Source organism: Psychrobacillus sp. BL-248-WT-3 (assembly GCF_012843435.1).
In the GTDB taxonomy this organism is placed as follows: domain Bacteria; phylum Bacillota; class Bacilli; order Bacillales_A; family Planococcaceae; genus Psychrobacillus.
The window spans coordinates 61,686-75,318 of the sequence record NZ_JABAFC010000003.1; the positions used below are offsets into that span (position 1 = coordinate 61,686).

Genomic DNA, 13,633 nt, shown 5'->3' on the forward strand with positions numbered 1-13,633 from the left:
TCTAAAGATTGAATATTCTATGTTTTTTGTAGTTATAATACTTTTATGGACAATTTGTGACAGCTTTATTACAATGATAAAGGTAGCAAATAGTGACATAAGTTTGAGGGAGGATGTATAAATGAATATCCATGAATATCAAGGTAAACAGCTCCTTAGACAATATGGCGTAGCAGTTTCTAACGGAATCGTTGCTTTTTCACCAGAAGAAGCAGTGGAGGCCGCTAAGGAATTAGGTTCTGACGTTATTGTTGTTAAAGCCCAAATTCACGCAGGTGGACGCGGTAAAGCTGGTGGGGTAAAAATTGCAAAGAATTTAGACGAAGTACGTGAATATGCAAAAGAGCTTTTAGGTAAAGTTTTAGTAACTCACCAAACAGGACCAGAAGGTAAAGAGATCAAGCGTCTACTTATCGAAGAAGGTAGTAAAATTAAAAAAGAATATTATGTAGGTTTAGTTTTAGACCGCTCAACATCTCGTGTAACATTAATGGGCTCTGAAGAAGGCGGTATGGACATTGAGGAAGTAGCAGCAAATTCTCCAGAAAAATTATTCTATGAGGAAATTGATCCTGTAGTAGGATTAACTGGTTTCCAAGCTCGTAGAATGGCTTTCAATATGAACATTCCGGCTAAACTTGTAAATAAAGCAGCTAAATTTATGCTTGGTCTTTACCAAGTTTACAATGAAAAAGATGCTTCTATCGTTGAAATCAATCCATTAGTAGTAACTGAGGATGACAATGTATTAGCATTAGACGCTAAGTTTAACTTTGACAGTAATGCTTTATACAAACACAAGGACATCTTAGAGTTACGTGACTATGATGAAGAAGATCCAAAAGAAATCGAAGCATCTAAATATGACCTAAGTTATATTTCACTAGATGGAAACATCGGATGTATGGTTAATGGAGCAGGTCTAGCTATGGCAACAATGGATACAATTAGCTACTACGGCGGCTCACCCGCTAACTTCCTGGACGTTGGGGGCGGTGCTACAGCTGAAAAGGTTACAGAAGCATTCAAAATTATCTTAGCTGACAAAAATGTAAAAGGTATTTTTGTTAATATCTTTGGTGGTATTATGAAATGTGACGTAATTGCAGAAGGTGTTATCATTGCTGCAAAAGAAGTTGGACTTCAAGTGCCATTAGTTGTTCGCTTAGAGGGTACAAACGTAGATTTAGGTAAGAAATTATTAAATGAATCAGGCATCAATATTGTTGCAGCAGATTCAATGGCAGACGGTGCTCAAAAAATCGTTAATCTTGTAGGATAAGAAAGGCAGGGACATAAAATGAGCGTATATATTAATAAAGATACTAAAGTAATTGTTCAAGGAATTACGGGCTCAACTGCTCTTTTCCATACAAAACAAATGCTAGAATACGGCACTAAAATCGTTGCTGGGGTTACTCCTGGTAAGGGTGGAACAGAAGTAGAAGGCGTACCTGTATTCAATACAGTAGCGGATGCTGTTAAAGATACAGGAGCTAATGTATCTGTAATCTACGTACCTGCTCCATTTGCTGCTGATGCAATCATGGAAGCTGTTGACGCTGAGCTAGATATGGCTATTTGTATTACTGAACATATTCCTGTATTGGATATGGTAAAAGTTAAGCGCTATATGGAAGGCAAGAAAACACGTTTAGTGGGACCAAACTGCCCAGGTGTTATTACAGCTGATGAGTGTAAAATCGGGATCATGCCTGGATATATCCATACAAAAGGACATGTAGGCGTAGTTTCACGTTCTGGTACGTTAACATATGAGGCGGTTCATCAATTGACTCAAGCAGGCATCGGTCAAACGACTGCTGTAGGTATTGGTGGAGACCCTGTAAATGGTACAAACTTTATCGACGTGTTAAAAGAATTTAACGAAGATGAAGATACTTATGCTGTAGTAATGATCGGAGAAATCGGTGGTACTGCTGAAGAAGAGGCTGCTGAATGGATCAAAGCTAACATGAAGAAACCAGTAGTAGGATTTATTGGTGGACAAACTGCACCTCCTGGAAAACGTATGGGTCACGCTGGAGCAATTATCTCTGGTGGCCAAGGTACGGCAGAAGGTAAAATTCAAGCAATGGAAGCTGCTGGTATGAAAGTGGCTGCTACTCCATCTGTAATTGGCGAAACGTTAATCGAAGCTATTAAAGAAGCAGGAATTTACGACGCTTGTAAAACACATTAATTAAAAAAGTGCGGCTCATCGAATGATGGGTCGTACTTTTTATAAACTAATAATTACCCATTTACCTGTTAGAGCATACATATGCTCATACTTTTCGTATAAAAAAATTCATAAAAGGGGTTAATTGATGATAGAACAAACTTTCCAAAGAAGATTACTCGCTCTACATTATGTATTTCCTGTACCTCTCCCTAAAGTAATTCCACTTCTAAAAATAGATCCCGACTTATCCCAACTAGAAAACATTCAACCATCCCTTCTTGCTAAATTGTGTAATATCCCCATTGAAAGAGCTATTCACTTGAAAAATATGTATAAAGAGTTAGTTTATCACCCTCTTCTTGAAACCTATGAGAATCATAATATTCTCCCAATCGCTTATAATGATAATTATTACCCAGAAAGTCTTTTGAAATTATATGATCCTCCAGTGATTTTATATACTAAAGGAGATGTAAGCTTACTAGCTAACATTAAAAAGATTGCTATAATTGGTTCTAGAAAGGCAACTTCCTATTCAGAAAAAAGTATAGAAAAAATACTACCCCCTCTAATTCAACAAAATTATGTTATTGTAAGTGGTCTCGCGAGAGGTGCGGACACGCTGGCCCATAGAAAAACAATAGAAATGGGCGGAAAAACTATTGGGGTATTAGGTACAGGTTTTTCTAATATTTATCCAAAAGAAAATGAGGATTTAGCGAACTTTATGTCGAAGAGTCACCTACTAGTAACTGAATACCCTCCCTATATTACTCCAAAAAAGTGGAATTTCCCCATGAGAAACCGGATTATTAGTGGTTTGTCGTTAGGTGTCGTTATTACAGAGGCACATAAGAAGAGTGGTACAGTTTCTACAATGGAGCATGCCTTAGAAAATGGAAAAGAAATTTTCGCAGTTCCAGGATCTATTCATTCAGACCTATCAGAAGGCCCACATCACTTGATACTAGAAGGGGCAAAGCCTATTTGGGATGGCCACCAAATTCTCGAGGAAATGAGATAAAAAGTATAAAATTTTAAATTTAGAATTGAAAAGTCTTGCAATTACTAAGAAACTGTTATACATTTTGCAACAGGTATTTGTTTTGCAGATTGAAGCGAGTTACCTTCTATAAGGAGGCACATCTATGTCGGATTATTTAGTTATAGTAGAATCGCCAGCGAAGGCAAAAACGATTGAGCGATATTTAGGAAAGAAATATAAAGTAAAAGCATCGATAGGACATGTTATAGATTTACCAAAAAGTCAAATGGGTGTCGATGTAGAAAATAATTACGAGCCAAAATATATTACAATACGTGGTAAAGGGCCAGTCCTACAGGATTTAAAAAATGCGGCCAAAAAAGCAAAGAAAGTTTATCTCGCGGCTGACCCCGACAGAGAAGGGGAAGCAATCGCCTGGCATCTAGCAAAATCTCTAAACGTAGATTTAGAGTCAGACTGTCGTGTTGTATTTAACGAAATAACAAAAGATGCTATACTAGAATCATTTAAGCATCCTAGACCGCTTGATAAGGATTTAGTAGATGCCCAACAGGCAAGACGAGTTCTAGACCGTCTAGTAGGATATAATATCAGTCCTATTCTATGGAAGAAAGTTAAAAAAGGTCTTTCAGCAGGTCGTGTACAATCCGTTGCTCTGCGACTAATAATTGATCGTGAACGAGAAATCGAAAAATTTATCCCAGAGGAATATTGGTCTATCGAGGGTAAATTTGAAAAAGGTAAAAAAGCATTCGAAGCTCTTTACTTTGGCAAAGAAAAAGAAAAAGCAAAGCTTACCAATGAAGATGAGGTTAAGGCTGTATTAAATCTCATGAAAGGCAAAAATTTTGACGTTACTAATGTTACTAAAAAAGAAAGAAAGCGTAATCCTGCGCCTTCATTCACTACCTCCTCACTACAGCAAGAGGCAGCTAGAAAATTAAACTTTAGAGCTAGAAAAACAATGATGCTTGCTCAACAGCTTTACGAAGGAATTGACCTTGGTAAAAAAGAAGGTACTGTTGGTCTTATAACTTATATGCGTACGGATTCTACTAGAATTTCGGATACAGCTAAGGCAGACGCTGCTGAATTTATAAAAAGTGAATATGGATCAGAGTTTCTTTCGACTAAGAAAGCGGAGAAGCAAGATAAAAAAGCCCAAGATGCGCATGAAGCTGTTCGACCTACAAACGTACTAAGAACACCTGATTCGTTAAAGGCAATATTATCTCGAGATCTTTTCCGTTTATATAAACTTATATGGGAAAGATTCGTTGCAAGTCAAATGGCTCCAGCCACTTTGGATACAGTTGCAGTAGATTTGAAAAATGGAGAAGTCATTTTTAGAGCTAACGGTTCTCAAGTGAAATTTGCTGGTTTTATGAAGGTCTACGTAGAAGGCTCAGATGACCAAACAGACGACAAAGATAAATTGTTGCCTGTTATGGAAGTTGGAGATAAAGTAAGTGCTACAGAGATCGAGCCTAAGCAGCATTTCACTCAACCACCACCAAGATACTCCGAAGCGCGACTTGTTAAAACCTTAGAGGAACTAGGCATAGGTAGACCATCTACATATGCTCCAACTTTAGATACAATACAAAAAAGAGGCTATGTAGCTCTAGAAACGAAGAGATTTGTTCCAACAGAGTTAGGTACTATTATTCATCAGCTTGTATCAGAGTTCTTTCCGAAAATCGTAGATATTGAGTTTACTGCTCAAATGGAACGAGATTTGGATAGTGTAGAAGAAGGTCAAGTTGAATGGAAGAAAATTATTGATGCATTTTATGTTGAGTTTGAAAAACACTTGGAACACGCAGAAGCTGAAATGGAAAAAATCGTTATAAAAGATGAGCCTACTGGTGAGGATTGTGAAGAATGTAGTTCTCCAATGGTATACAAGCTAGGGCGCTATGGAAAATTCATGGCTTGTAGTAATTTCCCGGACTGTAGAAATACAAAAGCAATTGTTAAAGAAATTGGTGTGAAATGTCCATCATGTGAGGAAGGGCAAATTGTTGAGCGTAAAAGTAAAACAAAACGCTTATTCTATGGCTGCAATCAGTATCCTACATGTGAGTTTCTTTCTTGGGATAAGCCAATTAGTAGACAGTGTCCAAAATGTAATGAAATGCTAGTAGAGAAGAAGTTGAAAAAAGGAATACAAATACAATGTGTTGCGTGTGATTATAAGGAAGATCCGCAAAGCTAGAAAGAAGGATACGACATGACTGAAATAGTAAACGTTATTGGAGCAGGTTTAGCCGGAAGTGAGGCTGCTTGGCAAATAGCTAGCAGAGGAGTTAAAGTACGTCTCTTTGAAATGCGACCTGTCAAACAGACTCCAGCTCACCATACAGATAAATTTGCTGAGCTTGTTTGCTCAAACTCTCTTAGAGCAAATAACTTAACCAATGCTGTTGGGGTTATTAAAGAGGAAATGCGTATGTTGGATTCTCTGATCATCTCCTCAGCGGACAATAGTAGTGTTCCTGCAGGCGGTGCACTTGCCGTAGACAGACATGATTTTGCGGGTAGAGTTACTGATTCTATTAGAAGCCATCCATTAATTGAGATTGTAAATGAAGAAGTAACCGAAATACCGGAGGGCATTACGGTGATCGCTACAGGTCCTTTAACATCCCCGGCCCTAGCAGAGAAGGTAAAAGTGGTTACAGGTCAGGATTACCTTTATTTCTATGATGCAGCTGCACCAATTGTAGAAAAAGATAGTATTGATATGGATAAGGTATACTTAAAATCTCGCTATGATAAAGGGGAAGCAGCCTATTTGAACTGTCCTATGACGGAGGAAGAGTTTAATCGCTTCTACGATGCTCTTATTGAGGCAGAGGTTGTACCTTTGAAGGAATTTGAAAAGGAAATTTATTTCGAGGGCTGTATGCCAGTAGAGGTCATGGCTGCAAGAGGTAGAAAGACATTGCTATTTGGTCCTATGAAGCCGGTAGGCCTAGAAGATCCTAAGACAGGCAAAAGACCATATGCTGTAGTCCAACTAAGACAAGATGATGCTGCAGGCACTCTTTATAATATCGTAGGGTTTCAAACACATCTAAAATGGGGTCCACAAAAAGAAGTACTAAAGCTAATTCCTGGCTTAGAAAATGTAGAAATCGTAAGATATGGAGTAATGCATCGCAATACGTTCATTAATTCGCCATATGTTTTAAAGCCAACCTATCAGCTAAAAGCTAATGAACAAATCTTTTTTGCTGGTCAAATGACAGGTGTTGAAGGCTATGTGGAATCAGCTGGAAGTGGGTTATTAGCTGGCATAAACGCTGCAAAATTGGCAAAAGGTGAAGAACTAGTTGTATTCCCAGCCGAGACGGCTCTAGGGAGCATGGCCCGTTATATAACAGAAGCCAACCCGAAAAATTTCCAGCCAATGAATATTAACTTTGGTTTGTTCCCAGAGCTACAACCTAAAGTAAGAGATAAGAAAGTACGCACAGAGCAGATGGCTAATCGAGCACTAACAACGATTCAAAATTTTATGAAAAGTACATCGATATAATTGCTAAAAGCCTCTAAAAAGTTGTATACTTTTAGAGGCTTTTACAATAGATGAATTGGAGTGGTTACTTGTGATTGGTAAAGAGGAACTTCATTCTTTTATTGCACATATACAATTAGAAAAAAATTATTCTAATCTAACAGTTCGAGAGTACGAAAAAGATATTATTCAATTTTTAAAGTTTATAGAGGCGGAGGGTGTCCAAGAATTAAATGACGTTGAATATATTCATGCTCGGTTGTATATTACTAAGTTGTATGATGAAAATTTAGCAAGAACGTCTATTTCTAGGAAAATCTCGTCAATCCGATCTTATTACAAATTTTTAAACAAGGAATATAGTATTCGAGACGATGCTTTTCAATCTTTGTATCATCCGAAAAAAGAAACGAGATTACCACAATTTTTCTATGAAGAGGAAATGGAAAAGTTATTCGAGAAAAATAAAGGGACAGATCTATTGTCTGTTCGAAATATTGCCATACTTGAATTATTATATGCAACTGGGATGCGTGTGAGCGAACTTATTTCCATTGAAAACAGTCATATAGATAGTAGTTATGGTGTAGTGCGGGTTATGGGTAAAGGAAGAAAAGAGAGATACATACCAGTGGGAGACTATGCACTTGCTGCAGTTGAAGAGTATATGCACACTAGCCGACCTAAGCTGATGAAAAAGACTTCTCATCCATACTTATTTGTGAACAATCGAGGTGAGCATCTTACTACTGATGGGGTGCGTTATATCTTGAATAGTATGATTAAAAAAGCTTCTATGCATACAACTATATATCCCCATATGCTTCGCCATACATTTGCTACTCACCTACTTAACAATGGTGCTGATTTAAGAAGCGTCCAAGAGCTGCTAGGGCACGCTCATCTCTCCTCGACTCAGGTTTATACTCACGTAACGAAAGAGCATTTAAGAAAAACTTATATGAATGCCCACCCAAGGGCGTAACTACAGGAGGTCATACAATGGGTTCAATTCATGCAACTACTATATTTGCAGTTAGTCATAATGGAAGCTATGCAATGGCAGGCGATGGTCAAGTTACTTTAGGAAATCAAGTGGTAATGAAGCATACAGCAAAAAAAGTTAGAAGATTATTTAATGGTCAGGTTATAGCAGGTTTTGCAGGTTCTGTTGCAGATGCTTTTACGCTTTTCGAGATGTTTGAAGGAAAATTGTTAGAGTACAATGGTAATCTTCAACGAGCAGCAGTAGAGTTAGCTAAACAATGGCGTGGAGATAAAATGCTTCGCCAATTAGAAGCGATGCTTTTAGTAATGGATAAAAAGCACTTGTTGCTTGTCTCTGGTACCGGAGAGGTTATAGAACCCGATGACGGTGTTTTGGCAATAGGCTCAGGTGGAAATTATGCATTAGCAGCAGGAAGAGCATTAAAACAATACGCTGGAGACAAGTTGACTGCAAAGGAAATTGCAGAGGCTGCTTTGAACACAGCTGCAGACATTTGTGTGTTTACAAACCATCAAATAATTGTGGAGGTATTAGGTGAACATGAAGGAAACTAACTTAACCCCTAAACAAATAACAGAGCACTTAAATAAATATATTGTAGGCCAAGAAACAGCAAAGAAGGCTGTAGCAGTTGCTTTACGCAATCGTTATAGAAGACAAATGTTAAACGAAGAAATGAAAGCAGAAGTAATCCCGAAAAATATTTTGATGATTGGACCTACAGGTGTAGGGAAAACTGAAATTGCAAGAAGGATTGCCAAGCTAACAAAAGCCCCTTTTGTAAAGGTAGAAGCGACTAAATTTACGGAAGTAGGGTATGTAGGTAGAGATGTAGAGTCTATGGTTAGAGACTTAGTTGAGGCTGCTATTCGTATTGTAAGAGAAGAAAAAATGGAAGAAGTTAAGGATCAGGCTATACGTTTAGCCAATGATGCTATTGTAAAGCTTCTTGTACCTTCTCTTAAAAAGAAGAATGCGGGACAAAATCCATTTGAAGCTTTATTTGGTGGAAAGCCTGAAGATGATTCATCAGACACCGAGGATACAGATGTACGTATAAAACGTTCACAAATTGCCGAAGATTTAAGAGATGGCAAGTTAGAGGATGAAATAGTAACGGTAGAAGTGACAGAACAGTCACCATCTTTATTCGACGCCCTACAAGGTGGAGGAATGGAAAGCATGGGCATGAATATGCAAGATGCTCTTTCTAACTTAATGCCTAAGAAAAAGAAAAAAAGAAAAATGAAAGTAAGAGACGCTAGAAAAGTATTAATTCAAGAAGAAGCGGGTAAATTAATAGATAACGATGAGTTGTCACAAATTGCCATTGAAAAGACGGAGCAAACAGGTATTATTTTTATAGATGAAATGGATAAAATCGCTAGCAAAAATGGTGGAAGCTCTTCTGCTGATGTATCTCGTGAAGGGGTACAAAGAGATATATTACCAATTGTAGAAGGTTCAACAGTTACGACAAAATATGGAGCAGTAAAAACAGATTATATATTGTTTATTGCTGCTGGTGCTTTCCATATGTCTAAGCCTTCTGATTTAATCCCTGAACTTCAAGGACGCTTTCCAATTCGTGTAGAGCTTGAGAAGCTTACGAAGGAAGACTTTGTCCGAATTCTAAAGGAACCTCATCAGTCGCTAATAAAGCAGTATGAGGCTTTGTTATTAACTGAAGAAGTAACTATTTCTTTTTCAGATGAGGCAATTGAAAGAATTGGGGATATAGCATATCAGGTAAACCAAGAAACCGATAATATCGGAGCAAGACGTCTTCACACGATTTTGGAGAAAATTTTAGAAGACCTATCTTACGAGGCTTCAGATATTTCACCTGCTCAAATACAGATCACTCCTGCTTATATTGACTCTAAACTTGACAATATTGTGAAAAACAAAGATTTATCACAATTTATACTTTAAAATCCGATTCTTATTACTTTCAAAAACAATTAAAAACCTTTAGAATATTAAAATAAATAGGAAAATTACAATGGAGGCTTTATTTAAATGAATTTATTAGACAAAACACGCAAAATTAACTCGATGTTACAGGCATCTGCTGGGAAACCAGTTAACTTTAAAGAAATGGCTGCAACATTAAGTGATGTAATAGAATGTAACGCATTTATCGTTAGCAGAAAAGGAAAGCTATTAGGACACGAAGTACACCAACAAATCGAAAATGATCGTATCATTAAAATGATGGAAGAACGTCAATTCCCTGAGGAATATACAAAAAATCTTTTCCACGTTAGTGAAACGTCATCTAACTTAGATGTATATAGTGAACACTCTGTATTCCCTGAGGAAAATAGAGAATTGTTTAAAGATGGTTTAACTACAATTGTTCCTATTATCGGTGGTGGAGAACGTCTTGGTACACTTATTCTAGGACGTCTTAAAGATGAGTTCCAAAACGATGATTTAATCTTAGGTGAGTATGGTGCTACTGTAGTTGGTATGGAAATCCTACGTGAAAAATCAGAAGAAATTGAAGAAGAAGCTAGAAGTAAAGCAGTAGTACAAATGGCTATTAACTCATTATCATATAGTGAATTAGAAGCTATTGAGCATATCTTTGAAGAATTAGACGGAAACGAAGGACTTTTAGTAGCATCTAAAATTGCTGACCGTGTAGGAATCACTCGTTCTGTAATTGTTAACGCTCTTCGTAAACTGGAAAGTGCTGGAGTTATCGAATCAAGATCTCTTGGTATGAAAGGAACTTATATAAAAGTTCTTAATGATAAATTTTTAGCAGAACTTGCACAACTTAAAATGCGATAATAACCTAATAAATGGAGCCTACTCTAGAAAATTCTAGAGTAGGCTCTTTTTTTATTCTAAAAATGGATTTAGATGGATATATTTTTTCCAGGATAAGACACATTTCTACAAATTTGACAGTTGTTTTGTCGATTGTCTATAAAAAAAGGATAAAAGTCCTATGAAATTTCAAGAAATAGAATAGACACTGTGTTACATTTTCTTTACAATAAGATTATTGTGATTTTAATAGAAAATTAATAAAAATGACTCATAAAAAATAGATAGGGGGGATAAAGAATTGGGAATTTTTAACGGTACTATTGAGAATTTAGAACGAGGTTTGAATTTCGCATCTATGAAACAAAAGACTATAGCGCAAAATATAGCGAATGTTGACACACCAAATTACAAAGCCAAAAGTGTTAACTTTAATGAATTTTTAGAAAATGCTAAGAAGTCTTCAATATCTGCCTACCGCACGGAAGAAAAGCATTTTAACTTTCAAGCTAGTCAAGCCTCACCTGGAGCATTTGATTATTCCAATTTAAGATATAGCAGTAATGGGAATGGGGTAGACATGGATAAGGAACAGGCTAATTTAGCGACGAACCAGCTATACTATAATGCTTTAGTCGATCGTGTTAGCGGTAAGTTAAATAGTCTACAAACAGTTATTAAAGGAGGCGGTTGATAGTGTCTATATTTCATGGGATGAACACTACTGCGTCGGCACTTACAGCTCAACGTTTACGAATGGATGTTATTTCTTCTAATATGGCTAATGCAGAAACGACACGAGCGAAAATGGTCGATGGGGAATGGCAGGCATATAGAAGGAAAACGGTAACTCTACAACCAATCGAAGGTTCTTTTTCTAGCATTTTAAATGTAGCAAGAGGAACTTCTAGTAAAAGTGGGGTAGGCAATGGAGTTAAGGTGTCGGGAGTTAAAGAGGATGCAGAAACACCTTTTAAACTTGTATATGATCCAACACATATTGATGCTAACGAGGAAGGATATGTAGCAATGCCTAATGTCGATCCTTTAAGAGAGATGGTTGATCTTATCTCTGCTACTCGTTCATATGAGGCGAATGTCACTGTTTTTAATGCAAATAAGGCAATGCTTTCAAAGGCACTTGAAATAGGAAAATAGAAAGAAGGTTTAACGCTTAATGGCTATTGAATCAGTATCTATGTTTAATGTTGGCCAAGTAAATGCACCTTTGGCAACAAATAAGTTGAGTCCATCTCAAGCACAAGAAAACTTTGGTGATTTCCTTCAAAGTGCTATTAACTCGGTAAATGATACACAGAAGGCTTCAGATGTAGCAACAAACAAACTAATAAGTGGTGGAAACATTGAACTTCATGAAGTAATGATCGCATCACAGAAGGCAAGTATCGCATTAAATGCAACATTAGAGGTTCGTAATAAAGTCGTAGAAGCATATCAAGAAATAATGCGTATGCAGGTTTAGACCTCGGTTATTGTAATATATCGAGCTAAAATATTCACCATAACCGGAGGATAAAAATGAATGAGCGTATAACAAAAATTAAAAATGATATAACAACCTTTTGGAAGAGTCGGACTAAAGGTCAAAAAGGGACTATAATTGGCGGATTTCTAGGTGTAATAGTTCTTGCTGCGGTCCTGACCTTTTTTCTAACAAGAACGGAAATGGTTCCTTTATATTCAGAGGTAACACCTTCTGAAGTAGGACGCATAAAAGAAAATTTAGATTCTAAAGGTATACCAAATGAAATTGCTGTTGGAGGAACTTCTATATTAGTTCCAAAGGAACAGAAGGATACTTTATTGGTGCAAATGGCTGCAGAAGGATTTCCGCAATCAGGAATGATTGATTATAGCTTCTTCTCTCAAAATGCAGGCTTTGGGATGACAGATAACGAGTTTAATGTATTAAAGCTGGCTACTACTCAAACTGAACTAGCCAATTTGATTAAAAGCGTGGAAGGTGTTAAGGAAGCAAAGGTAATGATTACCTTACCTGAAGAAGGGGTATTTTTATCTCAAAGCAATGAAACAGCAAGTGCCTCTATCGTGCTAAACACAGAACCAGGCTATCAATTTTCAGAGACACAAATAGCGTCCTTATACAATTTAGTTTCTAAATCTATACCGAACTTATCTACTGAAGATATCGTTATAAGAAACCAATTCCTAGAATATTTCGACCTTCAGCAGGCAAATGGTTCTGGCGGTACAACTGTCACAGATCAAATGACATTGAAGAAGACCATTGAGCGAGACTTGCAACGACAAGTGCAAACTATGCTTGGCACCTTAATGGGTCAAGATAAAGTAGTAGTATCCATTACTACAGATATCGATTTTAAACAAGAAAATCGGGAAGAGAATCTCGTAGAGCCAGTCGATGTAGAAAATATGGCTGGAATTGAAATTAGTGCTCAGCGTATTTCTGAAACGTTTACCGGTAATAATCCAGTAGCTGGCGGTACTCCTCAAGGAGAGGATGCTACTGATAACTTCACCAACTATGTAGAAGGCACTACTGCTGATGGGGATTACGAAAGATCGGAAGATACAATAAACAATGAAGTAAATCGGATCAGAAAAGAAATTGTCGAAAGCCCATATAAAATTAGAGACATAGGTATACAAGTAATGGTTGAACCACCAGATGCAGAAGATGTTGCATCCTTACCGGACGATATACGAGGAGACATCGAACAGATGCTTGCTACGATTGTAAGAACCTCTATTGACAAGGGCGTAGGAGAACTAACAGAGGAACAAGTCGAAGACAAGATTGTAGTTTCGGTTCAAGAGCTGAGAGGGAAAACCTCGGTTGCTGAAGTATCTTCTCCAACAATCCCTTGGTGGATATATGTAATTGGTGGAATATTATTAGTCTCCATTATTCTTCTAGTCATTAGTTTACTTCGTTCAAGAAGAAGTGATGAAGAGGAAGAATTACTAATTGTTGAAGAGGCAAGAGAGATACCAAAAGTTGATGATATTAATAATGAAAAAGAAACAGAATCTACTTTAAGACGTAAGCAGCTAGAAAAAATGGCAAAAGACAAGCCAGAGGAATTTGCAAAGTTATTACGTACTTGGATAGCAGAGGATTAAGGA

At 37.1% G+C, this 13,633-nt stretch carries 13 protein-coding genes; all 13 read left to right on the forward strand.

From position 1 onward, the window contains the following. Nucleotides 1–121: 121 nt before the first annotated feature. The 13 genes from sucC to fliF all read left to right on the forward strand — a co-directional run bounded on the left by sucC (nt 122) and on the right by fliF (nt 13,630). Nucleotides 122–1,282, forward strand: a complete 1,161-nt coding sequence (gene sucC / locus HF876_RS03040) for an ADP-forming succinate--CoA ligase subunit beta (RefSeq protein WP_169358581.1) — start codon at nt 122–124, stop codon at nt 1,280–1,282. Between the two features lie 18 nt (nt 1,283–1,300). Beyond that, the gene (sucD, locus tag HF876_RS03045) at nt 1,301–2,203 is read left to right on the forward strand and encodes a succinate--CoA ligase subunit alpha (protein WP_169358582.1); all 903 of its coding nucleotides are present in this window, start codon (nt 1,301–1,303) and stop codon (nt 2,201–2,203) included. A 127-nt stretch (nt 2,204–2,330) separates the two neighbouring features. Then, on the forward strand, nt 2,331–3,209 hold the full coding sequence (gene dprA / locus HF876_RS03050) for a DNA-processing protein DprA (RefSeq protein WP_169358583.1): 879 nt from the start codon (nt 2,331–2,333) through the stop codon (nt 3,207–3,209). 124 nt (nt 3,210–3,333) lie between these two features. After that, entirely contained in the window at nt 3,334–5,409 is a 2,076-nt protein-coding gene (gene topA, locus HF876_RS03055; protein ID WP_169358584.1) for a type I DNA topoisomerase, read from the forward strand. 15 nt (nt 5,410–5,424) lie between these two features. Then, the gene (trmFO, locus tag HF876_RS03060; RefSeq protein ID WP_169358585.1) at nt 5,425–6,735 is read left to right on the forward strand and encodes an FADH(2)-oxidizing methylenetetrahydrofolate--tRNA-(uracil(54)-C(5))-methyltransferase TrmFO; all 1,311 of its coding nucleotides are present in this window, start codon (nt 5,425–5,427) and stop codon (nt 6,733–6,735) included. 70 nt (nt 6,736–6,805) lie between these two features. Further along, on the forward strand, nt 6,806–7,699 hold the full coding sequence (gene xerC / locus HF876_RS03065) for a tyrosine recombinase XerC (protein WP_445678195.1): 894 nt from the start codon (nt 6,806–6,808) through the stop codon (nt 7,697–7,699). Nucleotides 7,700–7,716: 17 nt separating this feature from the next. After that, nucleotides 7,717–8,277, forward strand: coding sequence for an ATP-dependent protease subunit HslV (gene hslV, locus HF876_RS03070; protein WP_169358586.1), 561 nt, complete (start codon nt 7,717–7,719; stop codon nt 8,275–8,277). After that, nucleotides 8,264–9,658 (forward strand): HslU--HslV peptidase ATPase subunit, encoded by a 1,395-nt coding sequence (hslU, locus tag HF876_RS03075; RefSeq protein ID WP_169358712.1) that lies wholly within the window; start codon nt 8,264–8,266, stop codon nt 9,656–9,658. Before hslV ends, hslU begins: the two co-directional genes overlap by 14 nt. A gap of 87 nt (nt 9,659–9,745) precedes the next feature. After that, nucleotides 9,746–10,525 carry a GTP-sensing pleiotropic transcriptional regulator CodY gene (gene codY / locus HF876_RS03080; protein ID WP_169358587.1) on the forward strand — a complete coding sequence of 260 codons (780 nt, stop codon included), beginning with the start codon at nt 9,746–9,748 and terminating at the stop codon, nt 10,523–10,525. A gap of 280 nt (nt 10,526–10,805) precedes the next feature. Then, entirely contained in the window at nt 10,806–11,198 is a 393-nt protein-coding gene (gene flgB, locus HF876_RS03085; RefSeq protein WP_169358588.1) for a flagellar basal body rod protein FlgB, read from the forward strand. A gap of 2 nt (nt 11,199–11,200) precedes the next feature. Continuing rightward, entirely contained in the window at nt 11,201–11,662 is a 462-nt protein-coding gene (gene flgC, locus HF876_RS03090; RefSeq protein ID WP_169358589.1) for a flagellar basal body rod protein FlgC, read from the forward strand. A gap of 19 nt (nt 11,663–11,681) precedes the next feature. After that, entirely contained in the window at nt 11,682–11,987 is a 306-nt protein-coding gene (gene fliE, locus HF876_RS03095) for a flagellar hook-basal body complex protein FliE (protein WP_169358590.1), read from the forward strand. 56 nt (nt 11,988–12,043) lie between these two features. After that, a complete protein-coding gene (fliF, locus tag HF876_RS03100; RefSeq protein ID WP_169358591.1) occupies nt 12,044–13,630 on the forward strand; it encodes a flagellar basal-body MS-ring/collar protein FliF in 1,587 nt (528 codons plus the stop codon). Nucleotides 13,631–13,633: the final 3 nt, after the last annotated feature.

Bases quoted from the DNA above. Each gene is read 5' to 3' on its own strand.
- sucC (WP_169358581.1), top strand. From the start codon at position 122: ATGAATATCCATGAATATCAAGGTAAACAGCTCCTTAGACAATATGGC.
- sucD (WP_169358582.1), top strand. From the start codon at position 1,301: ATGAGCGTATATATTAATAAAGATACTAAAGTAATTGTTCAAGGAATT.
- dprA (WP_169358583.1), top strand. From the start codon at position 2,331: ATGATAGAACAAACTTTCCAAAGAAGATTACTCGCTCTACATTATGTA.
- topA (WP_169358584.1), top strand. From the start codon at position 3,334: ATGTCGGATTATTTAGTTATAGTAGAATCGCCAGCGAAGGCAAAAACG.
- trmFO (WP_169358585.1), top strand. From the start codon at position 5,425: ATGACTGAAATAGTAAACGTTATTGGAGCAGGTTTAGCCGGAAGTGAG.
- hslV (WP_169358586.1), top strand. From the start codon at position 7,717: ATGGGTTCAATTCATGCAACTACTATATTTGCAGTTAGTCATAATGGA.
- hslU (WP_169358712.1), top strand. From the start codon at position 8,264: ATGAAGGAAACTAACTTAACCCCTAAACAAATAACAGAGCACTTAAAT.
- codY (WP_169358587.1), top strand. From the start codon at position 9,746: ATGAATTTATTAGACAAAACACGCAAAATTAACTCGATGTTACAGGCA.
- fliE (WP_169358590.1), top strand. From the start codon at position 11,682: ATGGCTATTGAATCAGTATCTATGTTTAATGTTGGCCAAGTAAATGCA.
- fliF (WP_169358591.1), top strand. From the start codon at position 12,044: ATGAATGAGCGTATAACAAAAATTAAAAATGATATAACAACCTTTTGG.